This window comes from Ruminococcus flavefaciens (assembly GCF_900108555.1).
Lineage (GTDB): Bacteria > Bacillota > Clostridia > Oscillospirales > Ruminococcaceae > Ruminococcus > Ruminococcus flavefaciens_P.
Window position 1 is genome coordinate 1 of record NZ_FNWV01000014.1, and the last position, 26,985, is coordinate 26,985.

Consider the following 26,985-nt stretch of genomic DNA (forward strand, 5'->3'; position numbering starts at 1 on the left):
ATATCCCTTCGTAAGAGTAAGACCTCTCAAAGACTATGAGTTTGATAGGCTCAAAGTGTAAGCGTGGTGACACGTTCAGCTTGCGAGTACTAATCGGTCGAGGGCTTTTCCTTTTTACTTCTGAACTTCTTTGTTCTTGCCTCGCATTACGCTTTATTCGTTTCAAAACTTCACAAATATTTAGTCGGTGCTTATGGCAATGAGGTCACACCCGTTCCCATTCCGAACACGGAAGTTAAGCTCATTCGCGTTGACGATACTTGGCTGGCGACGGCCCGGGAAACTAAATCAGTGCCGACACAAATAAATATCGGAAGCTAAAAAATAGCTTCCGATTAATTTATGAGGGCCATTAGCTCAGTTGGTTAGAGCATCCGGCTCATAACCGGACGGTCTGGGGTTCGAGTCCCTAATGGCCCACCACGAAAAAAGCTTTCAAACTATTTGGTTTGAAAGCTTTTTCTTTATATATTGATTTAAATGAAAATGTATGTTATAATACTTATATAATTCAACCGTATTTAAGGAGATCATTATGAAAAGGACTGATTACATATCCTGGGACGAATATTTTATGGGTATTGCTCTTCTGTCTGCACAGCGAAGCAAGGACAATTCAACTCAGGTAGGTGCGTGTATTGTAAATGATAAGCATAAGATCGTTTCTGTAGGCTATAACGGTATGCCTACAGGCTGTATTGATGATGATATGCCGTGGGAGCGTGAGGGCGAGTCCACACTTGATACTAAGTATCCCTTTGTCTGCCATGCTGAGCTTAATGCTATCCTTAACAGCAGCTTTGGAAGTCTCAGCGGCTGTACTCTCTATGTTACACTCTATCCTTGCAATGAGTGCGCAAAGGCTATAATACAGTCCGGTATCACTCGCGTTGTTTATAAGTGCAATAAATACGCCAATACTGACAGCGTCAAGGCTTCCACCATTCTTTTTGAGAAGTGCGGAGTAAAGGTGGAAGAATATCAGCCAAGCGGCAAGGATATAATTCTTTCAGTCTGAGGTTTTAGATATGAAATTAAAACGAATTAACTGCTCGGTGCAGTAGGAGAGGGAACGTCACACCGAGTAAGAATAGTTCCCGTACTGCGCCGATTATTGATATAATTTAAAAAGGAGCAGTTATTATGAACAAATATTTGAAATATCTTGACAGGATAGAATTTGTTGTTACAATGTGCTGCACAGGCAAGTGCAGGCATTGCAGCGAAGGGGAGCATACAACAGGCTCTCCTCATATTGATACCGATATTGCGGTAAAAACTATTAAGGACGTGTGCAGCAGATATGATATCAGGTCTTTGATGACTTTCGGCGGCGAGCCGCTGCTTTATCCCGAAACTGTTGCTGCGATACATAAAACAGCCTATGAAATGGGTATCCCTGAGCGCGATATTATAACAAATGGTTATTTCAGCAAGGATAAGAAGAGGATAGAACAAGTGGCGTCAATGCTTCGCGAGAGCCATATACAGCGTGTTATGCTCTCTGTGGACGCTTTTCATCAGGAAACTATACCTCTTGAGCCTGTTGAGTTATTTGCTGACACTTTAAAAGAAAACGGCGTTTATGTTGAGATAAGTCCTGCATGGCTGGTTGACAGAAATGCTGATAATCCTTACAATTCCGTAACTTCTGAACTTATAGGGAAGTTTGCTGCAAAGGGCTTTGAAATAGGCAATGGAAATGTTATTTTTCCGCAGGGCAACGCTTTGAAGTATCTTGGCGAGTATTTCAATGAGGGGGAAGTCGTTTCAAATCCCTATGAGGAGTCGCCCTATGATATCCGCTCGCTTTGCATCGGCTGTGACGGTAGTGCATTGAACGGAAATCTCTGCGAGAAAGACGTTTTGCAGTTAATAGAGGAGTATTCTCCGAAATAAAAAAATTGCCGCAGCATTTGCTGCGGTTTTTTATGATTTCAGATAGTTGGAGAGTTTTTTCTTTTTCTTTTCTTTGTACATCTGCTTATCCGCTTCTGTAACGAAATTGAAAATATCTTCTCCTTCTTTGGGTGTTGCAATGATAAAACCTGTACTTGCACTTAGTTTGAACGGGTTTATCTTACTTTTATTTATCCTTTCAATATTCTTTTGAATCCTTAAAGTGAGATTTTTGGCGGCTTCTTCGGTATAGTCAGCACCAAAAATAATAAACTCGTCACCGCCAAAGCGGCAGAATATCTCTTTTTCACATGACTCTCTGAGAACATCGGCTATGTTGCATATGGCTTGATCGCCTGTGTTATGACCGTAGGTATCGTTTATGCCCTTGAGTCCGTCAAGATCAATGAACATAAGCATTATGCTGAGCTGTTCTTCCGTACATTTATCGTACAACTCGGAAGTAGCCATAACGAAGCCGTTCCTGTTATATATTCCCGAGAAAGTATCCTGTGCATAGAGTTTGCCAAGTCTGTCAATAGCATATTCAAGGCACATGAGCTTTCTGATATTTTCAAGAGAGTTGCTGATATTTATACAGAAAGACTGGAACATTATATTTTGCAGAGCAAGCTTAGTGCTCCTGATAGCCATATATCCGAGGCATCTCTCACCAAAATGAAGAGGCGTTACAAAGAAAAGCTTGCCGTTATTTCCTGTATTTATAGAAGGCGGGATAATGTCCTTGGACTTGAATTTTCCACAGTTTATGAATTCACCGTTTACGTACGCTATAGGAACTATGACTTCCTCAGTGAATGTCACGGGAACTTTTTCAGAGGAGCTGTCTAAGCCTGTGGAGTTTTCAACTGTCGTTTCACTGTCCCAGTTGTCGCAAAGGCAGAAGTAAAACTCATCGGGGTGTATCTCTACTGCTGCACGTTTGAGTGTTGAGATATACTCATCGAAATTGTTGCATGCGAGGAGCTGTGTAGATATTCGGTTCAGTACGGACATATAGGTCTGTATACTTTCAAAGTTTGAATAGTTCCTGTAATTGAGCTTTTTCAGCTCTGACAGGTCGGATAGCGCATTATGACCGCAGCCGCAGCTCTCGGTGAAGCAGGTAGACATATTCAGTATCACGCTTCTTTCCTGAGCTATTCCGCGCAGGTGATTATAAAGCATCTTGCAGGCGAGCCGTCCAGAAAGTCCCAGAGGACGTTCAACAGAAGTCAGCTCTACTTGATAATTATGACTGTTATAGGTATTGTCAAAGCCTGTTACAGCGATATCATCTGGCACACTGTATCCGTGTGAGGCAAGAGTCGTAATAGCTGACGCTGCCATAACGTCATTAGCGCATATGATAGCCTGTGGCATCTCGGGGAGACACTCAATGAACTGCTCCACGGCAAGCTTGCCTGTGGGAGCGCGGAAATCTCCGTAATATATAGCATCTTCGTTGATCCTGAGCTTGTTCTCTTCAAGTACGGAAGAAAAGCCTGCAAGTCTGTCCGAACTCTCGGTATTGCCTGGCGGTCCCGAGATATACGCAAATCGCGTGAAACCGTGTTCAGTTATCATATGCTCGGTTATTTTTCGCATTGCTGTCTTATTATCTATACCTATGTAAAAAAACGGCGGAACATCTTTATCTATGCTCACAGCAGGGATACCTGCTTTTTTTATTCTGTCAAGGATAATGTTTCCCACAGGTTTATAGTATATTGTATTCGTAAGAAGTATCGCTCCGTCAAAATCATTGAAATCAGGCAGATTAAAAATATTGAATTCACCAACATCGTGACGAGCGTTGCCCATATCGCCGCTGAATGATGTAAATGCGAGTATATTAAGTCCGAATTCTTCGGCAGCAGAAGAAATGCCATCAAGGATAGAGCTCTGATAGCTCTGTCCGATCTCTTCAATGATGACAGCTATTCTGTATCCACTCATCGTTTATCCCCTCTCTGTCAAAAGTCTCAAAAAACTAACCATACATATATTTTACTATATTCTTTTAAAAAAAGCAATAGAATTTTATTATAATATTCATTATTGATATTCACTTTTTATTAATATTGCTTTACTGGTTGTAAAAAATTGGATAAATCTTACAAAAATGCAAAAAGGACAAAAAAACGAAAAAAAGCTTTGATTTTGGGATAATTTATCATAAATGCCGAAAATTGAACGGTATATTGACAAATCTCAAAAAAATGGTATACTAAAATGTAGGGGATAACGTCATTAAATGGCTTATCAAAATAATCTTCTGCCGTGCAGACTGCGCGGACAGAGATGCTGCGGAGGGAATTTATGAATATCTGGCACAAGATCAGTCCAAAGAGAATAACTTCCGAAGATTTTATTGCTGTGATAGAGATCGGCAAGGGTAGCAAGATCAAGTATGAGCTTGACAAGGAAACAGGTCTTATAAAAATGGACCGTATCCTTTATACTTCCACTCATTATCCTGCAAACTACGGATTTATTCCAAGGACTTACTCAGACGATAATGATCCACTCGATGTACTGGTTCTCTGCTCTGAACAGCTTATGCCTCTTACTCTTGTGAGATGCTATCCTATCGGAGTTATCAGAATGCTTGACAATGGACACCGCGATGACAAGATCATTGCTATACCGTTTGAAGATCCGAATTACAATATGTACAAGGATATCGAAGAGCTTCCACAGCACGTTTTCGATGAAATGACACATTTCTTCACAGTTTACAAGGAACTTGAAAACAAAACAACAGCCGTTAACGAGGTCGATCATGCAGACGTTGCAAAAACGATCATAAGCGGAGATATCGAACGCTATATTGAGAATTTCTGTAAATAATGCACGGTTTTGACCGAAAATGACTAAAATGCGAAAGGAGATCACGCGTTTTACGTGTGAGAAAAGGTTTTATGACAGCTTCAAGTGAAATTTTATTCGGCAGTGATTCAAATGTTGCCCCTATCGGCATCATCGCTATGAACAGCGTTACCGAGCTTGGAAAGAAGATCGACGATTATCTCGTTGACTGGGCAGGCAAGGGCGGTATCAATGTGGATTCATTCCTCGTTGAGAGCGAATGCCCTCGTTTTTCATCGGGCGACGGTAAAGGTCTCATCAAGTCAACTATCCGCGGTAAGGATCTCTTCATCATTATTGATGTAGGCAACTACAGCATCAAGTACGACTACTTTGGAATGCAGAACGCAATGTCCCCTGACGATCATTTTCAGGATCTTAAAAGAATAATCCAGGCTGCAAGCGGTAAGGCTCACCGTATAACTGTCATTATGCCTACTCTCTATGGCGGCCGCCAGCACAGAAGAAGCTATCGTGAATCTCTTGACTGTGCCTGCGCTCTTCAGGAGCTTGAGGCAATGGGCGTATCAAACATCGTTACATTTGACGCTCACGACCCGAGAGTACAGAACGCTATCCCGCTCATGGGCTTTGATAACGTTATGCCTACTTATCAGGTACTCAAGGCTATGCTCAAGGATATCAAGGATATCAGCTTCAACAAGGAAAAGTTCATGGTAGTAAGCCCTGATGAGGGTGCTCTTAACAGAAATATGTACTATGCATCAGTTCTCGGCGTTGAAATGGGTATGTTCTATAAGAGAAGAGACTACTCCACTATCGTAAACGGACGCAATCCTATCGTTGCTCACGAATACCTCGGAAACCCTGTTGAGGGCAAGGACGTATTCGTATCAGATGATATAATCTCGTCAGGTGAATCTATGCTTGATGTTGCTTCTGCTCTTAAAGAAAAGAAGGCAGGCAGATTCTTTGCTTATGCTACTTATGCTATCTTCACAAACGGTCTTGAGAAGTTTGACAAGGCTTATGAGGACGGCATCATAGACGGTGTATTCGGTACAAACCTTACTTACAGAACACCTGAGCTCCTTAGCAGACCGTGGTTCCATGAGGTCGATGTATCAAAGTATATCGCATATTTCATTGAAGCTATCAACCACGATGTTTCTATCAGCAAGATCATTGATCCACACACAAAGATAGAGACTCTCCTCAAAAAATACGGCATGAAATAAATATTTAACAGATAAGGCATTGTTAACAAACAATGCCTTATTTATTTGTGAAATTTATGTGAAGTCGCTGTGAAAAAATGACAATCGAATTGACAATTATTCGTCAAAGTGCTATAATAATATAAGTAAATTTTAATTTACATAAGGGATTTAAAGGTAAAAATAATAACGAAGGGGCGATCCAATGTTACAACTGAAGGACATCGTGAAAAAGTACGGCGTTGGGGATAACGTCGTAAATGCTCTCAACGGAGTCAGCGTAACTTTCCGTGAGAGTGAATTTGTAGCTATACTCGGTCATTCGGGCTGCGGTAAAACTACACTTCTTAACATCATAGGCGGACTTGACCACTACACATCGGGTGATCTTATCATCAATGGTGTTTCGACAAAGGAATACAAGGACAGAGACTGGGACGCATACAGAAATCATTCTATCGGATTTATTTTTCAGAGCTACAATCTTATACCGCATCAGACCGTTCTTTCAAACGTTGAACTCGCTCTCACTATCTCAGGCGTATCCAAATCAGAACGCCGCAAACGTGCCAAGGAAGCACTGGAAAAGGTCGGACTCGGAGACCAGATACACAAGAAGCCTAATCAGATGTCTGGCGGACAGATGCAGCGTGTTGCCATTGCCCGTGCGCTTATAAATGATCCTGATATACTCCTTGCCGACGAGCCTACAGGTGCTCTTGACTCGGAGACTTCCATACAGGTCATGGAGCTTCTCAAAGAGATCGCCAAGGATAAGCTGGTGATCATGGTTACTCATAATCCTGAGCTTGCAGATCAGTACGCTACACGTATAATTAAGATCAAGGACGGTAAGCTCACAGGTGACAGCGATCCCTTTGAAGTCAAAAAAGCTAAAAAGTCAAAGGATAAGAAAGCTGATAAAAAAGCAGACAAGGAGAAGAAAAAGCGAGTATCAATGTCTTTCGGTACGGCTGTATCGCTTTCTCTCAATAACCTTCTTACCAAAAAGGGAAGGACTCTTCTGACTGCTTTTGCAGGCTCTATCGGTATAATCGGTATTGCCCTTATCCTTTCTCTTGCAACGGGTATCAATGAATATATCGACAATATCCAGGAGGAGACCCTTTCTTCCTATCCTCTGGAAATAATGCGTGAGAATACCGATACTTCGGGAATGATATCGGCTCTCATGAAAAATAAGGAGGAGTATGAGGCTCGTACCTTTGATGACGACAAGGTGTACGCAAATACTCAGGTCTATGATATGTTCAATTCCTTCAATGCCTCTGCAAAGCAGATAAACAATATGAAGGACTTTAAGACTTTCCTTGAAAACGACAGCGTTATCAAAGAAAAGACAACTGCAATAGGCTATTCCTACGACGTAAAGATGCCAGTATTCACGCAGTCTCCCTCAGGTGAGATAGTAAAGGTAGACTTTATGGATATGTACAGTAAGGCTATGGGAATGGGCGAGTCGGATATCATGGCAGCTACCATGAACAATCCTATGGCTGATATGGAGATGCAGGCTTTCGGACTCACTGTTATGGAAGAGCTGCTCCCCGGTGAGAATGGCGAGCCTGTAAATCCGCTTGTAAAGGAACAGTATGACCTTGTAAACGGCAGCTGGCCGCAGAATTATGATGAGGCTGTTGTTGTACTGACACAGAATAACGAGCTTCCTGATATCATAACCTATGCAATGGGACTTAAAGATCAGGAGGGCTTTGCAGATAAACTCAAGGCTGCAATGACTAATGAGGAGATAAAGGATTACGGACAGCTCGAGTGGAGCATAGATGATATCCTTGGAAAGAAGTTCAAGATGATACTTCCTTGTGAGTATTATCAGTATAACGAAATGGGCAAGGGCTGCGTAGACCTTACGTCTACAAAGACAGGTCTTGAATACCTTTTCAATGCAGATGATATAGGAACAGAGATCAAGATAGTTGGTTTCATACAGCCTAAGGAGGGCGTAAAAGCTCCTATGCTCAGCGGTTATCTGTGCTATACTACACAGCTCACGGATTATGTTATAAACAAGACCAATAACAGCGATCTTGTAAAAAAACAGGTAGAGGATAAGGAGAATGACATTATCACAGGCACAAAGTTCATGTCTGATGATTATGTTGAGCCTACTATCAATGAGAAAGTCGAGACTGTAAAGGAATTCATCAAGAATGCCGATACAGATACAAAGGCTGATATCTACCGTCTTGTTATATCACAGCCTGATCCTGCACAGGCAGATGCTCAGGTGGAAGCTGCTATGAAGGATTTTGACCGTCAGCAGTTTTTAGATCAGATCACTCAGATGTATTCATCTGAGCTTGGTGTTGATGCAGAGCAGGTAAAAGCTTTCGTTCAGGCTATGAGCGATGAAGAGCTTAAAGGCTATGCAGAGCAGGCTATCAGAGAGCAGATAGCCCAGCAGTACGCACAGATGGCTCAGGAACAGCTGGGTACTCTTACAAATGCAGAGCTTGCAAAGCTCCTCGACTCAACACCTATAAGCGATGAAAATTATGCTGTTGTATTTGAGAAGTATACTCCCGAGGAGATATCAAAGTCAACTTACGATGATAATCTGAAACTTCTCGGTGTTGCAGATGAGTCTGACCCGTCACGCATAAGACTCTTTGCAAAGAGCTTTGAGGACAAGGACGATATCTCAGACGCTATAAAGCGTTACAATGAGGGCGTAAAGGAGGCTGACGTTATACACTATACCGATGTTGTCGCACTTCTTATGTCGTCAATTACGGGCATTATAAGCGGTATATCATACCTTCTCATTGCCTTTGTCGGAATTTCACTTGTTGTATCTTCGATAATGATCGGAATAATAACGTATATCTCTGTTCTTGAGCGTACAAGAGAGATCGGTATACTTCGTGCGATCGGTGCTTCAAAGCACAATGTCCGCACGGTATTCAATGCCGAAACGCTCCTTGTTGGACTTGCGGCAGGTCTTATAGGTATAGGGGTATCAGTGCTTCTGACCATACCTATAAACGCTATAATACACAGTGTAACGAGCCTTGATACACTTCGCGCTCACGTTCCTGTTGTGGGAGCTGTGATACTTGTCGTCATCAGTATGCTCCTTACACTTATCGCAGGACTTATTCCGTCAGGCGTTGCAGCAAGAAAAGACCCTGTTGAAGCTCTCAGAACTGAATAACATAAAAGGACTGCTTAAAGCAGTCCTTTTTATGTTATAGCTCAGAAGCTGTCGGCATAGTCGTTTAACTCATCGGCAAGAGCTGTTATATACTCTTTTGTGAGTACATCGCTGAAGCCACATTCTTTCAGAGCCATTTTGAATGTATATTCACCTGAGTTGAAAGATGTTTTAGCGATCTTTTCGTATTGCTCAAGTGCTTTTTGCGGATCTTTCATGAGATCTTCAAATATGTCAAAGGCAGCCAGTGAAGAGGTTGCATAGCTTATATAGTATCCCGGGCTTTCAAATAAGTGTGGGATATCACTGATATTTATATATGGATTATAGCTGTTGAACAGGTCGTCGAAAAGGTCAACTACCTCCTGCGGAGTCATATTATCCTTATCTCTTACAACAGTGTATTCAAATTCACCGAGAAGAAAACCGCATATTACCGAGTCGAGGAGATCAAGTACCTTGCTCAGCTTATTGGCATCGCTTCCGTCTCCGTAAATATCGTCATAAAACTGCAAGAACAGGAGTTCAAGACACTGTGACTGTATCTCTGCGATATCCATATTGTTTTTGAAGAGATAAGAAGGTGTCTCGTCATAGAGGCAGGCATGGAAGTGACCGAATTCATGTATGGCAGAGCCGAGTATATTCTCGCTTCCTACATTTCCTATAAATACCCTTGCTCTGTTATTTGTTGGCAGATCGTCAGTAAACGCACCTGAAAAAGCATCGGCATTATTGCAGATAGTGTAGAGCTTTTCATCGCAGATGATGTTAGCGCTTTTTTCTATATCAGCTGACAGACGGGGAGCATAGGAACGTATTATCTCAAATGGATCAGAGCTGTCATCATTGAAAAATGCTGCCGCCCAATCGGGAATGTCGAAATATTTGTCCAGCAGATCGTTGTAAACAGGGATAAGCTCTGATTTTACTGTCTTGCCCAGTTTTAATATCTCATCGCCTGTATAGTCTCTGTCATACTGAGAATACAGCGAATCGGTATCATAATCGGTCAGAAGATCGAGGAGTATATCAGCACATTCAAGCTGCTTTTCCTTGGAGGTGAGGTCTTCATCGTTGGTGACATCGTAATAGCTGCTTACAGCTTCAGACCTGTCCTCAAAGCTTGCTTCTGATTCAAGACGTGCAGCCTCAAGATCGTATTCACCTTCATGTTCGTTCAGATCTTCTTCGTCCACCAGATCTTTGAAAAGGTCGCTGTATTTACTGTCGTAGCCATATACGAAACCATAGTCGATAAGGTCTTGGGCAACAAACGCTGCGCGGTAAAACTTGTTGTATTCGCTTTCCAGAGCCTTATCGGTATAGTTTCTGTAAAAGACTATTTCCATGTTGGTATGAGCGTCATAAATAAGATCGTACATATCAAGAAGATCTTGTATATCCTCTTTGATAACAGCTTCATCTTCTTTGTCGTCTATGTGTGAGATGAGAAGCTGAACTTCTTTCTCGATGTTTGAGATATCACATATCTCGTCATCGGGGATCTCTATATCATCAGGAATATCTTCCTCGTCAACAGCGTAGGACTGTCCTATCCTGAATTCCTCGTCCTTGTTTCGCTCTCGCTGTATCCTTGGCAGATCTGAGTTATTGTCAGAACATGAGATCATCGAAACGGAAAGGACTACTGCGGTAAGCAGTGCGGAAATGCGTGAAGGTCTCATAATTGCTCCTTTCTTGTTCAGGTACGGAGTTCTTTAACAGCCTTGGGTATATCCTGTATTTTCCTTACTATGATATCAGCTTTTGCAAGTTCTTCGTCTGAGCCGAAGCCGTATCCGCAGCCTATGGACGGCAGACCGTTCTGAGCAGCCGTTTCGATATCATGAAAACGGTCGCCTATAACTATGAAGTCACCTTCGTGGTTAGGGGCTATTTTGCGGAATATCTCATACTTGGGTATAAAATCAAAGGCTTCGCAGCAGTAGAAATAGTCGAAGAAACGGTCGAGCCCGAATACTCGTTTATGGCGTTCGAGGTAGTGGAAGCGGCAGTTGCTGAGGAAGATAAGGGTATAGCCGCTGTTTTTAAGCTCTGTGAGAATTTCCTCAGCACCGTCATACAGTGCGCCCTCGCCGCGGTCTACGCGCTCTGCCATATCCTGTCCCAGCATTATACGTGCTTTTTCACGTATCTCAGGGTCAAGCTCGGGGTGGAATTGTCCCCACATATCCGTTGAATTGAAACCAAGCCAGTAGCTTATCTCCTTGTCGGAGTATTCACGATCGGCGATATAGCCGTTATCCGAGAGCCATTTCATGGTATCGCGGAATGCGGGGGCGTATGTCAGCATAGAGTTGTGGATAGTGCCGTCGTAATCAAAGATCAGATTGGTCATTATGCCTCGATCTCTCTGATAAGGTTTATCATCTCGATAGCACCCTCAGCGCACTCGCTGCCCTTGTTTCCAGCCTTAGAGCCTGCACGTTCGATAGCCTGCTCGATGTTCTCTGTAGTGATAACGCCGAACATTACAGGGATATCGCTCTGGAGAGATACCTGTGCGATGCCCTTTGCAGCTTCATTGCAAACAAGGTCATAGTGTGATGTGCTTCCTCTGATGATAGCACCGAGGCATATGATAGCGTCATACTTGCCTGATTTAGCCATTTTTGAAGCAATGAGCGGTATCTCGAATGCACCGGGTACCCATGCTATGTCTATAGCGGCTTCGTTGACATCGTGACGTTTGAGAGTGTCAACAGCACCGCCGAGAAGCTTTGATGTGATGAACTCGTTGAAACGTGCAACAACGATACCTACTCTTATGTCCTTGGATACAAGTTTTCCTTCATATGTTTTCATAATTATAACTCCTTTATTATCTTTAAAGTTTATTCTTTGTGTAATTCTCTTTGAGCATCTGCTCAAGTTTTTCCTTATCACCCATAATTGTGTATTCCTTCGGCATTATAGCGTTATTGAACCACAGTTTCAGGCTATCTCCCGATAAAATGTATGTTACCTTTTTCTTGTTTTTGGCAAAGCCGAAGGTGTTTGGCTGATATACTCTCTGCGATGTGATGTAGGAATATCTGCACACGAAAAAGTTTAGCACAAGGAGAATGGTGAGAAGTCCGCCTGCAATGGAGAGCAGCTTGTAGTTTATCTCGTTGTATTCATCGCCGAGTATCTTTGCACCGCTCCAGTCCAGGAGAAATACCACTACCCAGATGAGCCAGCAGCAGAACCACCAGATACAGTTCTTTTTCAGACGGCGTTTTATTCTTATTGCATTCTTCTCGCTTTTTACTCTTATGCAGAATACGAAATATCCGACTACAGCAGCTGCGAACACTACTGACATGATGCATAGTGCAGCTATGCAGAAGTTTTTCATGGTGATCATATGGCTTTCTCCTTACTTTGTCAGTGGATTTTCATAGCCGTGCTTGCCGTACCAGTCAGCCAGCATCTTTACTGTTTTCTTCCTCTTTATGCCGAGATTGAATCCATTTGCGAACTTCTTATCGTTCATGAAAAGATCAAGCTTTTCCATGCCGAACAGTCCCTTGCCGTATTCATAGCTCAGGCTCTGTACAGGAGTTATTCCCTTATTGGCAAAAATTGCATTTCTCAAGCCCTCTGGCGAAAGACAGATGACAACGAATGGGATAAGAAATATAGCAAGCAATACCATAAGAACGGAATGGACGGTGTTATTTAATAAGAAACCGTTGACACCGAGAATAATTATGAGACCGAATGACCAGATATTGCTTATAAAAGCCTTTTCCTTTGCCTTTGACCATGAAATGAAACAGCATATATCATATATAAGAGTGACGGTGCAGAGAATTATAAGAACGACTGTAAAAAATGTACTCATGATAAAACACCTCAGTAATTAAGAATATGTCCCATTTTGTCTCTTTTTGTTTTAAGATAGAACAGGTCGTAGGCGGTTGCGTCTACCTGTATAGGCACACGCTCCTTTATTTCCAGTCCGAAGCCGCTGAGTCCGTACACCTTGTCGGGATTATTGGTCAGCAGTCTCAGTGTCTTGCAGCCTAAGTCGCGGAGTATCTGTGCGCCGATATAGTATTCGCGCATATCACCGGGGAAGCCAAGTGCAAGGTTAGCTTCAAGAGTATCCATGCCCTTGTCCTGCAATTCGTAGGCGCGGAGCTTATTGATAAGTCCGATGCCGCGTCCTTCCTGACGCATATAGAGGAGTATTCCGCGTCCCTCTTTTTCTATCTGAGACATAGCCGCAGCGAACTGCTGTCCGCAGTCGCATTTAAGTGAGCCGAAAGCGTCGCCTGTAAGGCATTCGGAGTGTACACGGCAGAGGATATCCTGTCCGTCGCCGATATCGCCTTTAACGAGAGCAACATGGTGTTCGCCGTTGAGCTTGTTCACATAGCCGAGAGCACGGAATTCACCGTATTTTGTCGGCAGCTTTGTGTTTGCAACGCACTCTACCAGATGATCGTGTACTTTTCTGTAGTCCTTGAGAGCCTGAATGGTGATGAACTTCATGCCCCATTCCTGAGCTTTTTCCTGTAGCTCGGCGGCTCTCATCATAGTGCCGTCATCGCGCATTATCTCGCAGCACAGACCACATTCTTCAAGACCTGCAAGGCGCATAAGGTCAACTGTAGCCTCTGTGTGTCCCTCACGTTCGAGGACACCGTTTTTCTTTGACATGAGCGGGAACATATGCCCCGGCTTGCGGAAGTCATCAGGCTTTGCATCGGGAGATACTGCCATACGTGCAGTATAGCCGCGTTCAGCAGCCGATATGCCTGTGGTGGTGTCAACGTGGTCTATGGATACCGTAAATGCTGTGCAGTGGTTATCGGTATTGTAGTCTACCATTTGGTGCAGGTGCAGCTTATCGCAGAGCTGCGGACTCATAGGCATACATATAAGTCCTTTTGCGTGAGCCGCCATGAAGTTTACATTCTCTGTAGTTGCGAACTGAGCGGCGCATATCATATCGCCCTCATTTTCTCTGTCCTCATCGTCAGTGACGAGGATGATCTCGCCGTTTCGGAGTGCCTCGCAGGCTTCCTCAACAGTGTTGTACTTAAACATTAAGATTACTCCTTATCAATTTTGATCTTGCCTGTATTTACTGCAAAGTCGATATTGCAGTTTTCAACTGTGATGCTCAGGCTCTGGGAAGCATCTTTCTTGCTTTCGTCCTTTACATCGTAGTTTTTTATGCCTGTTACTTCGATATTTCCTGTATCAGCACTGACGCTGATATCAGCTCCGTCCGAGCCGTTGAGCGGCAGACAGAAGGTTATATTTCCCGTATCAGCCGATATATCGGTCTTGCCCTTATAGGTAATGTTGTTCATGGTGATATTTCCTGTATCACATTTTATTACTGACGGACCTGTTATCTCACTATCCGTGAATTTGATATTACCTACGCCTACGTCAGCAGTAAAGCTTCCTGACATATTGACGAAATCCACATCTCCCGTACCGCATACAGCCTTGTAATCGGTAACGTATGTGGGAACAGTTACATAAGCGTCATAAACGATATAGCAGTCGGGGTAGTTCTTGGTGAACCATGTGTCTATATCCTCGCCTGAGTCTGCCTCGACAAGCTTCATTATCTGCTCATTGTCCTTTATCTCGGATCTGATGTCGATGTGTGGATTTATCTCGTCTAAGATCTCCTGAGAATCGCCGTATATGTCATAGACGATAGAGTAACCCGACTTGTTGTCGCCTGAGTGCTCGATAAGTATCTTGCCACTGGGAATTTCTACCCTTGCAGATGATATCTCCTCAGGGGTATCAAACGTATAGTTGTTTGCGTATCGTGCGCTTGCTTTATACTTGCTTTTGAGAGCTTCTGTATCTAAAGTGATCTCGGCAGGAGCAGTGCCCGAGCTTTCGTTCTTCTTGTCGGCACAGCCAGTAAGCAAAGTCGAAAGTATAAGTGACGATGCCAACAATGCTTTAAATGCTTTCATAGCTTATTTCTCCTTTTAATATCCGTTTTTCATAAGGAATTCCATGGTTATGCCGCCTGTCTTGGGAGATTCCGCAGGCTTCATCAGTTTTTCCACGTACTTGCCGATGATATCGTTTTCGAGATTTACGATATCGCCCACCTTTCTGCTTCCGAGAATGGTCTGAGCGGCAGTATGAGGTATAATTGATACGCTGAAGGACGTTTCCGTTACCTTAGCGACTGTAAGGCTTATGCCGTCAATGGCGATAGAGCCCTTTTCAACGATATAATGCAGCAGCTCGGGTGCTGCCGAGACAGTGTACCATACGGCGATACCGTCATTCTTTATGTCGGTGACAGTTCCAGTACCGTCGATATGTCCCGATACTATGTGTCCGCCGAAGCGTCCGTTTGCTGCCATAGCACGTTCAAGATTGACGGGACTGCCCGATGTGAGTTTTCCCAGTGATGAACGGCTGAGAGTCTCGTTCATAACGTCTGCGCGAAAGACTCCGCCGTCAAAATGCGTGACTGTAAGGCATACGCCGTTAACTGCGATACTGTCGCCGATATGAACATCTTCAAGGACTTTCTTTGCCTGTATCTCAATGAATGATGAACTGCCTGACTGCTTTACAGAGTTTACAGTGCCGATTTCCTCAATTATTCCCGTAAACATTCTTCAACCTGCTTTCTATGAGGATATCATCGCCTATTCTGACGATGCTGCCCTTTTCGAGCATTATGGCAGCCGAGGGGAAGGGGACTCCTTCGCCGCCTACAGGTGATTTTCCATTGCCGCCGAATATCTTAGGAGCAATATATGCCTGTATCTTGCTGACTATGCCATTGCTGAGGGCAGACCAGTTAAGCTCTCCGCCGCCTTCAAGGAGGATACTGTCTATTTTCTCGCTGCCGAGTATCCTCATAAGCTCTTTCAGGTCTACTCTGCCTTCTACAGGTGATGTCTTTATAACGCGGCAGCCTGCTTCTCTGAACTTTTCCGCGCTTGCTTCATCGTCCGAGACGGTTGCGATGATAGTGGGGACTTCCTTTGCAGTCCTTACTATATTACATTCGTAGGGAGTCCTGAGAGCAGAGTCGCAGATTATACGTACAGGATCTCTTCCGTTTTCAAGTCGGCAGGTGAGCATAGGATCATCGGCAAGAACAGTTCCGACACCTACCATGATAGCACTGTGTCTGAGCCTTTCGATCTGTACCTGTTCACGGGCGGCTTCTCCCGTTATCCATTTGGACTGTCCCGTATAGCAGGCTATCTTGCCGTCAAGTGTCATGGCGTATTTTAGAGTGACGAAGGGCAGACCTGTTGTGATATAGTGGAAGAATATCTCATTGAGCGCATCGCACTCGTCTTTGAGTATCCCCTCGGTAACATCTATGCCATGCTCGCGGAGTATCTGAGTGCCTTTGCCTGCAACAAGCGGATTTGGATCAGATGAGCCAACGAATACGCGCTTTATGCCGTGAGCTATGACAGCATCGGTGCAGGGGGGCTGCTTGCCGTGATGACAGCATGGTTCGAGAGTGACGTACATATCAGCTCCCGTGCAGTCTATGCCGTTGCTGTCGCAGTATTCAAAAGCTGTGCGTTCTGCGTGGAGATCGCCGTATTTTTTGTGATAGCCGCTGCCTATTATCTCGCCGCCGCGGACTATGACAGCTCCTACCATTGGATTTGGAGATGTGAAGCCCATGCCTTTTTGCGCAAGCTCAAGGGCTTCGAGCATAAATTCTTCGTGTGTCATGTTATTTACCTTTTTAGTTTATTCTTCATTATTGTTGTTTCTGAAATTGATATTTCCGAAATACCTCATGTAGAAGTACATCACCATATATACCAGTATAAATATTGGTATGGTTATGAGGAAAAGTCTTGTGAAGTCGATACTGCCTTTTGAGTAATACGAATATCCGCATCTGACAATAAGTGTTAAGAGGAAGCAGGACAGAATGTGTATAGGCAGGCGAAGCTTTGTTTTGAGTTTCAGGAGCGTAAACGATAACCCGTAGAGTATTGAAGCTCCGAACCATATAAGGACTGAGACCATAGTATCGTTAAGTCCTTTGTCGATGATGAGCATAGGAACAAAGATGACTGTTCCGAGACCAATGGAAAGGAATACGTTATGCAGGATATTCTTCACAGTAAAGCCCCCTTATATTGTAAAAATAGAAAAAGCCCCGTAACTCGGGGCGTAAATACTTATTACTGCGCTTGTGCGCGGTCTATCTTCTTTCATCCGGACTTTACCGTCGGCTTCGGAATCTCACCGAATCAACCCATAAGGCTCGCAGGCTTTAACTGCCGGTCAGGAATTACACCTAACCCCGAAGACAAATTTAATTCGTAATTAGGAATTCGTAATTCGTAATTATGGTATCCGCTTCGCGGATAAATTTGAATAAATTTCGTGCAGCTTAATTACGCATTACGCATTATGAATTACGCATTATTATTATATCACTGTGTTATACATTTGTCAATATGCTATTGACTAAAAATACATTTTGGGGTATAATAATTGTATTACATCATAAGGAGTGTTTATTAATGAGCGAATGTACACACGACTGCTCAAGCTGCGGAAGCGATTGCGGCAGCAGACAGGAGCCTCAGAGCTTTCTCGAAAAGCCTAATGCTATGAGCAATATCGGCAAGGTCATCGGAGTTGTCAGCGGTAAGGGCGGTGTCGGCAAGACTCTCGTTTCTTCTCTTCTTGCAGTATCTATGCAGAGACTCGGCAAGAATGTTGGTATCATGGACGCTGATATCACAGGACCGTCTATCCCTAAGGCTTTTGGTATACATCAGAAGGCTGATGCCTGTGAATTCGGTATTATCCCTGCTAAGACAAAAATGGGACTTGACATCATGTCTATAAATCTTCTTCTCGAAAACGAGTCCGATCCTGTAGTATGGAGAGGTCCTGTTATCGCAGGAGTTGTAAAGCAGTTCTGGACAGACGTTATCTGGAAGGACATCGACTGTCTCGTAGTTGATATGCCTCCGGGAACTGGTGATGTTCCGCTTACTGTTTTCCAGTCTCTTCCTGTTGACGGTATCGTTATCGTTACATCTCCGCAGGAGCTTGTTTCAATGATAGTTGAAAAGGCTGTAAAAATGGCTAAGCTCATGAATATACCGATACTCGGTATCATCGAGAATATGAGCTATTTTGAATGTCCTGACTGCGGTAAGCGTCACAGCATCTACGGCGAGAGCCATATCGAGGATATAGCTGCACAGTACGATATACCTGTACTTGCAAAGCTCCCTATCGACCCACAGCTTGCAAAGCTTTGCGATCAGGGTACTATAGAGCTCTTCGAGGGCGAGTGGCTCACAGAAGCTGCCGAGAAGATAGTTTCAATGGAAAAGTGATCAGTGTATAGTGCTTAGTGCATAGTTATCAGTAAGGGCGGATATTATCCGCCCTTTTGCTATGTTTATGGGCGCACAGTGTGCGCCCGAGCTGTTAGCCATTAGCCGTTAGCTTGTAGGTAACGCCGCCCTCGGCGTTCCGCGAATTCCCATAAAATATAAATGACCGACTGTAGGGACGCCCACCGGGCGTCAGTTTCTATCAAATAATAAAAAGGGCGGATAATATCCGCCCCTACTATTTGAATCGTAATTCGCGGACTGCCACAGGCAGCCCCTACACATTATATGTTTTATTCGCATAGTTTCTCTCGGGCGAGCGGAACTCGCCCCTACAATTATGAATTACCTATATTTATAGACTGTGGCTGCTTCAAATCCGTCAAGGAGAGTTGTCATTCTTCCGAATGCCATGCCTGTACCCTTTGCAACGCAGTTTATGGAGTCCTTAGCGATATTGCAGCTTATTCCCAGAGTACGCTTGATGAGCTGAGTAAGTCCGCCAAGCAGAGCGCCGCCGCCTGTGAGGAGGAGTCCGTTATCATAGATATCGCCCACAAGTTCGGGAGGAGCATCTTCCAGTACCTTGCGGATAGCCTCCATGATAGTGAAGGTGTCGTCCTCGATAGCCTCAAACAGCTCTGTTTCACTGAGAAGCACCTGTGCGGGAAGTCCTTTGAGGAGACTTCTGCCCTTGACGATATATGTCATCTCATCGCTTGGATCGTAGAGGTTGCAGAGCTCTATCTTTACCTTTTCGGCAGTTCTTTCGCCGATGAGGAGCTTGTACTTGTTCTGCATATACTTGATGATAGAGCGGTCGATAGCGTTTCCTGCCACTTTTACGGTATGTGAAGTGACTACGCCGTTCATGGAAACTATAGCCACATCGGTAGTACCGCCGCCGATATCGACTATCATGTGTCCCTTAGCCTTTGTGATATTTACTCCTGCACCTATCATAGCCGCAATAGGCTCCTGTATAAGATATACCTGTCTTGAACCTGCGCTCTTTGCAGCTTCTACGACTGCACGGCTCTCGATATCAGTGATGAAAGAGGGGATACATATGACGATACGGGGCTTTACAAGCTGCTTGCCTGTAACTTTAAGTATAAATTCGCGTATCATGCTGTGAGTAAGGTCATCGTCTGAGATAACGCCCTCGCTTATAGGACGCTTAACAGCGATATAGTCGGGATTTCTGCCTATCATCTCATAGGCTTCCTTGCCGACAGCAAGAACTCTTTCAGTTCTTGTATTGTAAGCGATAACAGAGGGTTCGCTGAGAACTACTCCCTTATTGCCCATTGTCATAACGATATTGGAAGTACCGAGGTCGATACCGATATCAGTGTTTGCCATTTTTATCTTCCTTTCTTACAGCTCGAAGGGGGAAGGTGACTTCTTTGTCCCTGCAAGCATATGGCGCAGGCAGGTATACCGCCTTGTGCGCTTGTTGTTGTCTACCATTTTATATATATTCTCCTCACTGCCTATGACTATGAGGAGCTTTTTTGCTCTTGTAACGGCTGTGTACAGCAGATTTCTGTAGCACAGCTTGTCAAATCCGCCCATTATGGGGAGTATGACCGCTTCAAATTCGCAGCCCTGACTCTTGTGTACCGTAACTGCGTAGGCGAGGTCTACCTGTGAGAGCAGGTCGAATGTATATGTAGCCTTTCTGCCGTCAAAGTCTATGACAGCAAGTGAGCTTCGGTTGTCTATGCTTATGATGCGCCCGATATCGCCGTTGAATATGCCTGCGCCCTGTTCGCCTTCCTTTGACCATGTGATGTCGTAGTTATTGCGCGTCTGCATTACCTTGTCACCCTCACGGTAGGTGTAGACGTAGCCCTTTTTCTCCTGCTTGTTCTTTGCAGGGGGATTTATCTGATCCTGCAAAAGCTTGTTCAGCTCAACAGTACCCGTAACGCCCTTGCGGGACGGCGTAAGTATCTGTATATCCTCAGTGGGGGAGTAATTATAGGCTTTGGGCAGTCTTGTCTTTACAAGGTCAACTATGAGCTGAAGTGCCTGCTGATAGTCGGTGCGCTTGAAGAAGAAAAAGTCCGAGTCCTTGCGTGTAAGGTCGGGATATTCTCCTGCAACGATCTTATGTGCATTTGTAACTATACAGCTCTGCTGAGCCTGTCGGAATATTTCTTTAAGCTCGGTAACGGGAACTATTCCGCTGTCAATGATATCACCGAGGAGATTTCCTGCGCCCACAGACGGGAGCTGATCGCTGTCGCCGACCATTATAAGTCGGCATCCCAGCCTTACTGCGCGGAGAAGCTTCTCAAAGAGCACAACGTCAACCATTGACATCTCGTCTATAACGAGCACATCGCAGTCAAGGGGATTATTCTCGTTATGTGCAAAGGTGAGCCTGTCTCCCGAGTCGTATACTACTTCGAGGAGACGGTGTATTGTCTTTGCCTCACAGCCTGCCAAGTCGGACATACGCTTTGCAGCTCGTCCTGTAGGAGCGGCAAGGAGTACCTTCATACCGCGCTTCTCAAAAATGGAGATTATAGCGTTGAGGGTAGTTGTCTTACCTGTACCGGGACCGCCTGTAAGTACCATAAGTCCCCGTGATACCGCAGTTGTTATAGCCTGACGCTGGAGCTTTTCGTATTTGATGTTATGCTCCTCTTCCTCGATGTCGATAAGGGTATCATAGTTGAAATCCTCGGGGGAGGAGAAGTCTTTGAGAATGTGTATCCTGTCGGCAATGAAGCTTTCAGCATAGTAATAATCGGAAAGATAGACGAATTCTATCTCATTTTTTATGTATTCAAACAGCTCGTCATCATCGAGAGCTGCGTTGTAAGCTGTGTAAAAGTCACTTTCGGACACTCCGAGAGTGGACTGTGTTTTCTGTGCAAGAACTTCAAGTGGCAGGCAGGTGTGACCTATGCCGCCGTTAGCGCGGAGTATATACTGTATGCCTGCGATAATGCGCTTATTGTCATTTCGCGGTATATGCAGGTCGTGAGCGATAGTGTCGGCACTGTTGAAGTCGAGCTCGATGTAGTCCGTGCAGAGCAGGTAAGGGTTGAGCCTTAGAAGTGTCATCGCGTCCGAGCCGTACTTCCTGTAGGCATTCATGGCATATCTTGACCTGACCTCATACTGTGACAGGAACGACATAAGATTGCGCAGGCAGAAAAGCTTCTGAGCCTCTGCGGCTATCTCGTCGCACTTCTTTGGCGATATGCCCTTTATCTCTGCAAGTCTGAACGGAGAATTCTCCATTATATCAAGTGTACGGTCGCCGAATACTTCAACTATTTTCTTTGCAAGTCCCGGACCAATGCCCTTGACTGCTCCCGAAGCAAGGTATTTCTCTATATTCACAACAGTTGCAGGTAGCTTTCTCTCGCAGTAAACTGCGCTGAACTGAGTGCCGAAGCGTGGGTGAGTGATGTAGTTGCCTTCGAGGATAAGACCTTCGCCCTCTTCAATGTCACCAAGCTCTCCCACAACGGTGATAAGCTCGCCGCCTGCATCGAGGTCAAGGACGATATAGCCGTTATTCTCATTTTTATAAAGGACATTTTCGACTGTGCCCTCAATGTGAAGGACCTCATGCTCCACGTTTTTCACCTCTGCACACAAAAATACATTATACATTATACCACATAATTCAGAAAATAGCAACAGACGCGGAGAAAAAAGGTGCTTATTTTTTATACGGCTTTTTTAGATATGCTTCTATATCCTCGGGGGATATAAGCTCTGCGGAGTGGTAACGGTCACAGAACTCGCTGCAAAGCTGCAATTGCTCGGCACTTCCGCCGTAGTCTATGAGCAGGATAGTGTCAGCTATGAGACTTCCGTCCTCAATCAGTGAAGAGAGGTATTCAAGCCGCTCTGAAAGCTCCGTATCATCGGGAAATACGGGCAATACAGTGCAGAGGGGATAGCTTTTTCCCCTTTGTTTTGAGCATATAAAAAGACATATAAGCTCTGCAGCGGCGATAACAGCAACAACTATTATAGCGATCATCTCTGGTGTTTTCATTTTGACCACTCCTTCCGCAATATTATATGCACCGAGTGGGGGAGTGGTTACGAAAAAGCTCACGATATGGGAGCTTATAAAGGTTTCCTTATCAAAAAGTAATCGCCGCGTTTAACAAAGCCCAGTTTTTCAGCTGTTCTTGCTGAACCGAGGTTTGAACGCTGACAAGTCCATGCAGGACGCTTTTCGGGGAGCATATCCCTTATGGCAGCAGCTGCGGCAATAAAAGCCAGTCCGCGGCGGCGATAGGCTTCAGCAGTCTCGATACCGATGTCACATTCCAGGCTGCTTGAAGCAGCCGAGAAAGCCCATGAAGCAGGCTCATTTCCGTGCATAACGCAGATGCCTTTGCCGTTTTTGCTGTATTCAGCGTAGTCCTTCCAGTAAAACGAGGGGACGACTCTTCCCGTGAGCGCGTTGAAGAGCTCCTCATCTATCTTGCGCAGGGAATGACCGTCAGGGATATCAATATCGGGAGCTTTGTCATTTGGATAGCAGTATGCATCTCGCATAACAAGCTCAACTCCTCCGTATTGCAGGAGTTTATCTGCCAGTGTATTGTCCTGACACAGGAATTTCAGTCCCTCTGACAGGATAAGTTCATGTATCTCGCGGATATCGTTTTCTTCGGGAGTTCCGTAAATAAAAGTAAAATTGCCTCTGTGACGAATGAGTACGACGCTTTCGCTCTCGTTTGTGTATATGAAGCCGCTCTGTCTGCCTTCAGTCACTGACATTGGATAGACTCTGCAAAAAGGAGAGTTCTGAGCCAGCGGTAAAAAGCGGCTGTATTCTGAAACAGGTATTTCTTTCATGTTATCACCTCTGAGATAATTAAAAGCTCCCATTTCGGGAGCTTTGAGTTATATGAGTTTGTTCACGTACGGTATGAATTTAAGTACTTTCGTTACTGCATATGAGATAACGAGGGTAAGTAGGCAAATGCCTATAGTAGATATCGTACCGCCGTGTTCAAATGGATTGAACTTCATAACTAAGAATATATATCTGAGTACGACCATATGCAGAAGATAGATGCCGAACGAGCAGTTGTCAAGCTCTGCGGCGATCTTATCAATAACTGGCACAGGCTGATTTTTTGTCTTTCTGAGGAAACCGAACAAAGCTATAGCTGCTGCAACATACAGTGGGAAAGAGTAAACTCCGAGAAGATTTATCATCTTGCCGCTTGTTTCGGGTGCAGCCTCTGAATTGTTGTAGGCGTGTACGGTCAGCATTGCGATTATGCCGAGACATATCACAAGCATGAGTACGCTTGCTCTTTTCGGGAGCTTTATTATTCCCGTATGAAGAGCGTGACCTAAGAAGAAGTAAAGCGGATAAACTGTATATACGCAGATGTAAAACGGCAGCTTTTTGCCTGCAATTGTTTCTATAAACGGTATCAGCGAAGCAAATATCGTATAGATGAGCAGGATATATTTAAGCTGTGCTGCTGTGGCATTTCCAGTGATCAGCTTGTATATGGGCAGCATAAGATACAGTGCAAACAGTAAATAAATGTACCACATATGCATCCAGCCGCTGCCAAAGAAGATAGCGTCAATTGAGTCCGTGAACATTTCGCCAACGCCGCATTTTTTTATAAATACACCGTCGAATACTGCGAACAATATCGAAAAGACTACCAGTGCAACTGCCATTCGCAGTACATATTTACCGAAGAGCTTTTTCATCGAGAGCACACGCTTGCTGTCCAGCAGAAGTGCTCCCGAAGCCATTACAAAGCAGGGAACTGCCCACATCATACAGTTCCTCACAGTCATCATAGCTCCCTGAGAACTCAGATCAGAGGAATACATATTTGCTGCAAGGAATGTGTGGAGAACAGTTACCGCAATACAGGCTAAAGCTTTAAGACGGCTCAGATATAGTATTCTGTTATTCATATATTATCAGTTGTTTGTTACGAAACCACTTCCGCAGCCTGCGTCGGGATTTGTAGCGAAGCCGCTTCCGCAGCCTGCATCGGGATTTGTAGCAAAACCGCTTCCGCAGCCTGCATCGGGATTTGTAGCAAAACCGCTTCCGCAGCCTGCATCGGGATTTGTTGCAAAACCGCTGCCGCAGCCAGTGTCGGGATTTGTAGCGAAACCGCTTCCGCAGCCTGTATCGGGATTTGTTGCAAAGCCGCTTCCACAGCCTGTATCAGGGTTAGTAGCAAAGCCGCTGCCGCATCCTGTATCAGGAGTCTGTGCAGCAGGAGCCTGCTGCTGAGCAGGTGCATATGTTGGTTCTTCAACGTATGATGCGTCGATGTTATTGTTTGCGTCAGGATCGAGCTCGTGGATAGCTTCTGTAGACTCAGGAAGTACAGCAGCCATTTCCTCTGACTTCTTTGTATCTACTTTTTCCTTTGTGCTCTTTGAAGTGTACTTGATAAATGCTATGCCGTCCTCAAGGTGGATCTCAGCGAGCTTGTCGATGTCATCGAATGGGAAGTTGTGAAGAACAGCTTCTGTCTTGTCAGCAAACTCTATCTTTACAGAGTACTGGAGAGTAGCGATCTTATCAGACTCACCGTATGTTATGTCACTTACCTTTTTAGGTACATAGTAAAGTGTGCGTTTTTCGTCCTTTGCGAAAGAGTCCTTTTCTTCGAGCATATTCTCGGGATACTCTTCCTCTGTTTCAGCCTTTACTGTGAAGCTTACGATCTCTTTGTCTGTCTTGTTTTCAAGGTCAGCGACCAATACATCTGAACCCTCTGCCTTTTTGCCGATAAGCTTGTATTCCTCAGCAGCTGTTGCTGCTTCTGTAGTTGGCTCGGCAGTAGTTGTTACAGCTGTAGTTGCCTCAGGAACCTGTGCAGCCTGTGTGACATTTCCGCAGCCTGTGAGGACAAGTGCAGAAATGAAAGCGATAATTGCAATTTTCTTTCTCATAATATTATCTCCTTTTACTTTATTTCGCCTAATTTCTGTAATGGCCATACGGTATGACCGTAGGTAAGTGCGAAACCGTTCTCGCCTGATTCTAATGTATAATCGGGATCATATACATAAGTTGCTCCGTTTTCGATTATCTCTACCCAGCCGTGAGGTCCGTAGCCGCCTACTTTAAGCGGTACCTGACCGTTTATGAGGTGAGCATCATAGCCAAGAAGTCTTGCCATTTCGCAGAACATAGCAGCAAGGACATAGCAGTTGCCCTTAGCTACAGCATTTGCATTTCCGTTTCTGGAGTTGAAACCGTAATCAGCAGCTTTCTGAAGGGTTATCTTGCTTGCGTCCTTTTCCCACTCTACATATACAGCTGTTACATTCTTGTTCGAGCAGTCAATGAAAGCGTCTTTCAGAGTCTTTATGTTCTTCTGCTCCATTCTTGCCTTAGCAAGAGGATAAGCGCAGGTAGTAGTTGTTGTAGTTGTAGTGGTGGTTGTGGTAGTTGTAGTAGTTACTGTCCACTGTGCCTTTGAAGCGTAGTAATCCTTCTTCGGAACTACGACCTGAGCGAGGACAGCTGCTGCAAAGTTTACAGTTGAGTTTGCATTGTATTCAGTAGCAGAAACAGTTACAGTACCCTTTGAGTACTTGACTGAGTCAACTCTGAGATCGGGAACAGCTATAGTTTCAGGTGCAGTGCTTGAAAGCTTTGTAACATATGCCATGTTTACATAGCCTGATATGCCTTTATATGTAACGTGACCGAAGTCGCCGTTTGCTGTTCCGTGAGCGTAAGTTATGTTGAACTTTTCTCCTGGAGGTATCTGACCAAGTGAAGCAGAGTTGAAATCGTGTTCTTTTCTGATATTCAGACCCTGATCAACAGTAGGACCTGTTGTATACAGACCTGCATATGAATTGTCACAGCCGCAGCTGAGCTTTGTAATTGTGCCGTTCTTTGTGTACTTGGCAGGATCAAAGTAAGCAGGCTTTATAAGGAGAACAGAGTCCTTGAAGAAGTCATCATTATACTTGGTTAAGTACTTGTTTACTAACGTTTCAGAGAAATAAGGTGAGAGAGCTGCTTTGAGTTCAGCTGTTGATTTAACCACAGTACCTCCTGCCTGAATGTCAAGCTTTTTAAGAGTATCTGTGATACCGTCATTTATCCTTTCGGTAACGGACTTGAAACTAAGTGTTCTGTCAGTTGAGAGGATACGCTTCCTGAGTGCAGTTACATCATAAACATCAACGACCTGATCAAGATTGATGTCAGCGACCTTGAACTGCTCCTCTGTGATGTCGTGCTTGCCGAGCACATATCCCTGTAAAATATCGAGGTCGGCGGAAGTGATAGAACCGTCCCCGTTGATGTCACCGCTGACAGCTGCATATACGGTCGCAGGGAATATTGATGTAGCTGCCATAGCAGCTGAGAGAACAAAACTCAACAGCTTTTTGTTATTCATAAATATCTTCCTTTCATGGGTTGTTTTGCGTTCTATATTAACATAACGAAAAGTTTTTCAGAAATGTGACAAAAAAACGAAAAAAG

24 protein-coding genes, 1 tRNA gene, 2 rRNA genes and 1 riboswitch are annotated in these 26,985 nt (G+C 44.4%); of the genes, 9 read left to right on the plus strand and 18 right to left on the minus strand.

The genetic code is table 11. The features are described 5' to 3' along the window. The 5 genes from BLW60_RS14165 to BLW60_RS14185 all read left to right on the plus strand — a co-directional run. Positions 1-114, plus strand: a 23S ribosomal RNA gene (locus BLW60_RS14165); the annotation flags it as partial. Between the two features lie 69 nt (positions 115-183). After that, positions 184-300 (plus strand): 5S ribosomal RNA (gene rrf / locus BLW60_RS14170). Positions 301-346: 46 nt separating this feature from the next. After that, positions 347-423, plus strand: a tRNA-Ile gene (locus tag BLW60_RS14175). A 112-nt stretch (positions 424-535) separates the two neighbouring features. Then, positions 536-1,018: a deoxycytidylate deaminase gene (locus tag BLW60_RS14180; protein ID WP_074718516.1), complete on the plus strand. Its 483-nt coding sequence runs from the start codon at positions 536-538 to the stop codon at positions 1,016-1,018. A 125-nt stretch (positions 1,019-1,143) separates the two neighbouring features. Continuing rightward, positions 1,144-1,899, plus strand: a complete 756-nt coding sequence (locus BLW60_RS14185; RefSeq protein ID WP_074718518.1) for a radical SAM protein — start codon at positions 1,144-1,146, stop codon at positions 1,897-1,899. A gap of 30 nt (positions 1,900-1,929) precedes the next feature. On the opposite strand, the gene BLW60_RS14190 is transcribed toward BLW60_RS14185, so the two are convergent. Then, positions 1,930-3,858, minus strand: a complete 1,929-nt coding sequence (locus BLW60_RS14190) for a substrate-binding and GGDEF domain-containing protein (RefSeq protein WP_074718520.1) — start codon at positions 3,856-3,858, stop codon at positions 1,930-1,932. Positions 3,859-4,221: 363 nt separating this feature from the next. Here BLW60_RS14190 and BLW60_RS14195 point away from each other — a divergent pair, with 363 nt between their 5' ends. From BLW60_RS14195 to BLW60_RS14205, 3 genes are all read left to right on the plus strand, one after another. Next, the gene (locus tag BLW60_RS14195; protein ID WP_074718522.1) at positions 4,222-4,752 is read left to right on the plus strand and encodes an inorganic diphosphatase; all 531 of its coding nucleotides are present in this window, start codon (positions 4,222-4,224) and stop codon (positions 4,750-4,752) included. A gap of 71 nt (positions 4,753-4,823) precedes the next feature. Next, positions 4,824-5,969: a ribose-phosphate pyrophosphokinase gene (locus tag BLW60_RS14200; RefSeq protein WP_074718524.1), complete on the plus strand. Its 1,146-nt coding sequence runs from the start codon at positions 4,824-4,826 to the stop codon at positions 5,967-5,969. A 184-nt stretch (positions 5,970-6,153) separates the two neighbouring features. Beyond that, the gene (locus BLW60_RS14205; protein WP_074718526.1) at positions 6,154-9,144 is read left to right on the plus strand and encodes an ATP-binding cassette domain-containing protein; all 2,991 of its coding nucleotides are present in this window, start codon (positions 6,154-6,156) and stop codon (positions 9,142-9,144) included. Between the two features lie 41 nt (positions 9,145-9,185). On the opposite strand, the gene BLW60_RS14210 is transcribed toward BLW60_RS14205, so the two are convergent. Genes BLW60_RS14210 through BLW60_RS14255 form a run of 10 tightly spaced genes read right to left on the minus strand, consistent with a single transcriptional unit; the run spans position 9,186 to position 17,256 of the window. Then, positions 9,186-10,832 carry a gluzincin family metallopeptidase gene (locus tag BLW60_RS14210; RefSeq protein ID WP_074718528.1) on the minus strand — a complete coding sequence of 549 codons (1,647 nt, stop codon included), beginning with the start codon at positions 10,830-10,832 and terminating at the stop codon, positions 9,186-9,188. 17 nt (positions 10,833-10,849) lie between these two features. After that, positions 10,850-11,506 carry an HAD family hydrolase gene (locus BLW60_RS14215; RefSeq protein ID WP_081348279.1) on the minus strand — a complete coding sequence of 219 codons (657 nt, stop codon included), beginning with the start codon at positions 11,504-11,506 and terminating at the stop codon, positions 10,850-10,852. After that, positions 11,506-11,973, minus strand: a complete 468-nt coding sequence (gene ribH, locus BLW60_RS14220) for a 6,7-dimethyl-8-ribityllumazine synthase (protein ID WP_074718532.1) — start codon at positions 11,971-11,973, stop codon at positions 11,506-11,508. Before ribH ends, BLW60_RS14215 begins: the two co-directional genes overlap by 1 nt. A gap of 22 nt (positions 11,974-11,995) precedes the next feature. Continuing rightward, positions 11,996-12,517 carry a hypothetical protein gene (locus BLW60_RS14225; RefSeq protein ID WP_074718534.1) on the minus strand — a complete coding sequence of 174 codons (522 nt, stop codon included), beginning with the start codon at positions 12,515-12,517 and terminating at the stop codon, positions 11,996-11,998. A 12-nt stretch (positions 12,518-12,529) separates the two neighbouring features. After that, on the minus strand, positions 12,530-12,997 hold the full coding sequence (locus tag BLW60_RS14230; protein WP_074718536.1) for a hypothetical protein: 468 nt from the start codon (positions 12,995-12,997) through the stop codon (positions 12,530-12,532). A gap of 11 nt (positions 12,998-13,008) precedes the next feature. Continuing rightward, the gene (locus tag BLW60_RS14235; RefSeq protein WP_074718538.1) at positions 13,009-14,208 is read right to left on the minus strand and encodes a bifunctional 3,4-dihydroxy-2-butanone-4-phosphate synthase/GTP cyclohydrolase II; all 1,200 of its coding nucleotides are present in this window, start codon (positions 14,206-14,208) and stop codon (positions 13,009-13,011) included. Between the two features lie 5 nt (positions 14,209-14,213). Next, positions 14,214-15,107, minus strand: a complete 894-nt coding sequence (locus BLW60_RS14240) for a DUF4097 family beta strand repeat-containing protein (RefSeq protein WP_074718540.1) — start codon at positions 15,105-15,107, stop codon at positions 14,214-14,216. Between the two features lie 15 nt (positions 15,108-15,122). After that, positions 15,123-15,767: a riboflavin synthase gene (gene ribE, locus BLW60_RS14245; protein WP_074718542.1), complete on the minus strand. Its 645-nt coding sequence runs from the start codon at positions 15,765-15,767 to the stop codon at positions 15,123-15,125. Next, a complete protein-coding gene (ribD, locus tag BLW60_RS14250) occupies positions 15,748-16,857 on the minus strand; it encodes a bifunctional diaminohydroxyphosphoribosylaminopyrimidine deaminase/5-amino-6-(5-phosphoribosylamino)uracil reductase RibD (protein WP_074718544.1) in 1,110 nt (369 codons plus the stop codon). Before ribD ends, ribE begins: the two co-directional genes overlap by 20 nt. 18 nt (positions 16,858-16,875) lie before the next feature. Further along, a complete protein-coding gene (locus BLW60_RS14255; RefSeq protein WP_074718546.1) occupies positions 16,876-17,256 on the minus strand; it encodes a hypothetical protein in 381 nt (126 codons plus the stop codon). A gap of 80 nt (positions 17,257-17,336) precedes the next feature. After that, positions 17,337-17,452, minus strand: a riboswitch (FMN riboswitch). A gap of 211 nt (positions 17,453-17,663) precedes the next feature. Here BLW60_RS14255 and BLW60_RS14260 point away from each other — a divergent pair. After that, entirely contained in the window at positions 17,664-18,494 is an 831-nt protein-coding gene (locus BLW60_RS14260; RefSeq protein WP_074718548.1) for an Mrp/NBP35 family ATP-binding protein, read from the plus strand. Positions 18,495-18,839: 345 nt separating this feature from the next. On the opposite strand, the gene BLW60_RS14265 is transcribed toward BLW60_RS14260, so the two are convergent. The 7 genes from BLW60_RS14265 to BLW60_RS14295 form a co-directional block, all read right to left on the minus strand. After that, entirely contained in the window at positions 18,840-19,859 is a 1,020-nt protein-coding gene (locus BLW60_RS14265) for a rod shape-determining protein (RefSeq protein WP_028516432.1), read from the minus strand. A 15-nt stretch (positions 19,860-19,874) separates the two neighbouring features. Beyond that, positions 19,875-22,097 (minus strand): SF1B family DNA helicase RecD2, encoded by a 2,223-nt coding sequence (gene recD2 / locus BLW60_RS14270; RefSeq protein WP_081348280.1) that lies wholly within the window; start codon positions 22,095-22,097, stop codon positions 19,875-19,877. Between the two features lie 85 nt (positions 22,098-22,182). Next, on the minus strand, positions 22,183-22,524 hold the full coding sequence (locus BLW60_RS14275; RefSeq protein ID WP_074718552.1) for a hypothetical protein: 342 nt from the start codon (positions 22,522-22,524) through the stop codon (positions 22,183-22,185). Between the two features lie 74 nt (positions 22,525-22,598). Next, positions 22,599-23,339, minus strand: a complete 741-nt coding sequence (locus BLW60_RS14280; protein ID WP_074718554.1) for a GNAT family N-acetyltransferase — start codon at positions 23,337-23,339, stop codon at positions 22,599-22,601. 48 nt (positions 23,340-23,387) lie between these two features. Next, a complete protein-coding gene (locus tag BLW60_RS14285) occupies positions 23,388-24,434 on the minus strand; it encodes an acyltransferase (protein WP_074718556.1) in 1,047 nt (348 codons plus the stop codon). Positions 24,435-24,440: 6 nt separating this feature from the next. After that, positions 24,441-25,430: a hypothetical protein gene (locus BLW60_RS14290; protein WP_074718558.1), complete on the minus strand. Its 990-nt coding sequence runs from the start codon at positions 25,428-25,430 to the stop codon at positions 24,441-24,443. 14 nt (positions 25,431-25,444) lie between these two features. Next, the gene (locus tag BLW60_RS14295) at positions 25,445-26,899 is read right to left on the minus strand and encodes a dockerin type I domain-containing protein (RefSeq protein ID WP_074718560.1); all 1,455 of its coding nucleotides are present in this window, start codon (positions 26,897-26,899) and stop codon (positions 25,445-25,447) included. Positions 26,900-26,985: the final 86 nt, after the last annotated feature.

Coding starts and splice junctions, on each gene's coding strand:
- BLW60_RS14230 (WP_074718536.1), bottom strand. CDS start 12,997: ATGAGTACATTTTTTACAGTCGTTCTTATAATTCTCTGCACCGTCACT.
- BLW60_RS14280 (WP_074718554.1), bottom strand. CDS start 23,339: ATGAAAGAAATACCTGTTTCAGAATACAGCCGCTTTTTACCGCTGGCT.
- ribE (WP_074718542.1), bottom strand. CDS start 15,767: ATGTTTACGGGAATAATTGAGGAAATCGGCACTGTAAACTCTGTAAAG.
- BLW60_RS14285 (WP_074718556.1), bottom strand. CDS start 24,434: ATGAATAACAGAATACTATATCTGAGCCGTCTTAAAGCTTTAGCCTGT.
- BLW60_RS14275 (WP_074718552.1), bottom strand. CDS start 22,524: ATGAAAACACCAGAGATGATCGCTATAATAGTTGTTGCTGTTATCGCC.
- BLW60_RS14210 (WP_074718528.1), bottom strand. CDS start 10,832: ATGAGACCTTCACGCATTTCCGCACTGCTTACCGCAGTAGTCCTTTCC.
- BLW60_RS14205 (WP_074718526.1), top strand. CDS start 6,154: ATGTTACAACTGAAGGACATCGTGAAAAAGTACGGCGTTGGGGATAAC.
- BLW60_RS14195 (WP_074718522.1), top strand. CDS start 4,222: ATGAATATCTGGCACAAGATCAGTCCAAAGAGAATAACTTCCGAAGAT.
- BLW60_RS14265 (WP_028516432.1), bottom strand. CDS start 19,859: ATGGCAAACACTGATATCGGTATCGACCTCGGTACTTCCAATATCGTT.
- BLW60_RS14240 (WP_074718540.1), bottom strand. CDS start 15,107: ATGAAAGCATTTAAAGCATTGTTGGCATCGTCACTTATACTTTCGACT.
- BLW60_RS14225 (WP_074718534.1), bottom strand. CDS start 12,517: ATGATCACCATGAAAAACTTCTGCATAGCTGCACTATGCATCATGTCA.
- BLW60_RS14215 (WP_081348279.1), bottom strand. CDS start 11,506: ATGACCAATCTGATCTTTGATTACGACGGCACTATCCACAACTCTATG.
- BLW60_RS14180 (WP_074718516.1), top strand. CDS start 536: ATGAAAAGGACTGATTACATATCCTGGGACGAATATTTTATGGGTATT.
- ribH (WP_074718532.1), bottom strand. CDS start 11,973: ATGAAAACATATGAAGGAAAACTTGTATCCAAGGACATAAGAGTAGGT.
- BLW60_RS14185 (WP_074718518.1), top strand. CDS start 1,144: ATGAACAAATATTTGAAATATCTTGACAGGATAGAATTTGTTGTTACA.
- BLW60_RS14295 (WP_074718560.1), bottom strand. CDS start 26,899: ATGAATAACAAAAAGCTGTTGAGTTTTGTTCTCTCAGCTGCTATGGCA.
- BLW60_RS14290 (WP_074718558.1), bottom strand. CDS start 25,430: ATGAGAAAGAAAATTGCAATTATCGCTTTCATTTCTGCACTTGTCCTC.
- BLW60_RS14200 (WP_074718524.1), top strand. CDS start 4,824: ATGACAGCTTCAAGTGAAATTTTATTCGGCAGTGATTCAAATGTTGCC.
- ribD (WP_074718544.1), bottom strand. CDS start 16,857: ATGACACACGAAGAATTTATGCTCGAAGCCCTTGAGCTTGCGCAAAAA.
- BLW60_RS14260 (WP_074718548.1), top strand. CDS start 17,664: ATGAGCGAATGTACACACGACTGCTCAAGCTGCGGAAGCGATTGCGGC.
- BLW60_RS14235 (WP_074718538.1), bottom strand. CDS start 14,208: ATGTTTAAGTACAACACTGTTGAGGAAGCCTGCGAGGCACTCCGAAAC.
- BLW60_RS14190 (WP_074718520.1), bottom strand. CDS start 3,858: ATGAGTGGATACAGAATAGCTGTCATCATTGAAGAGATCGGACAGAGC.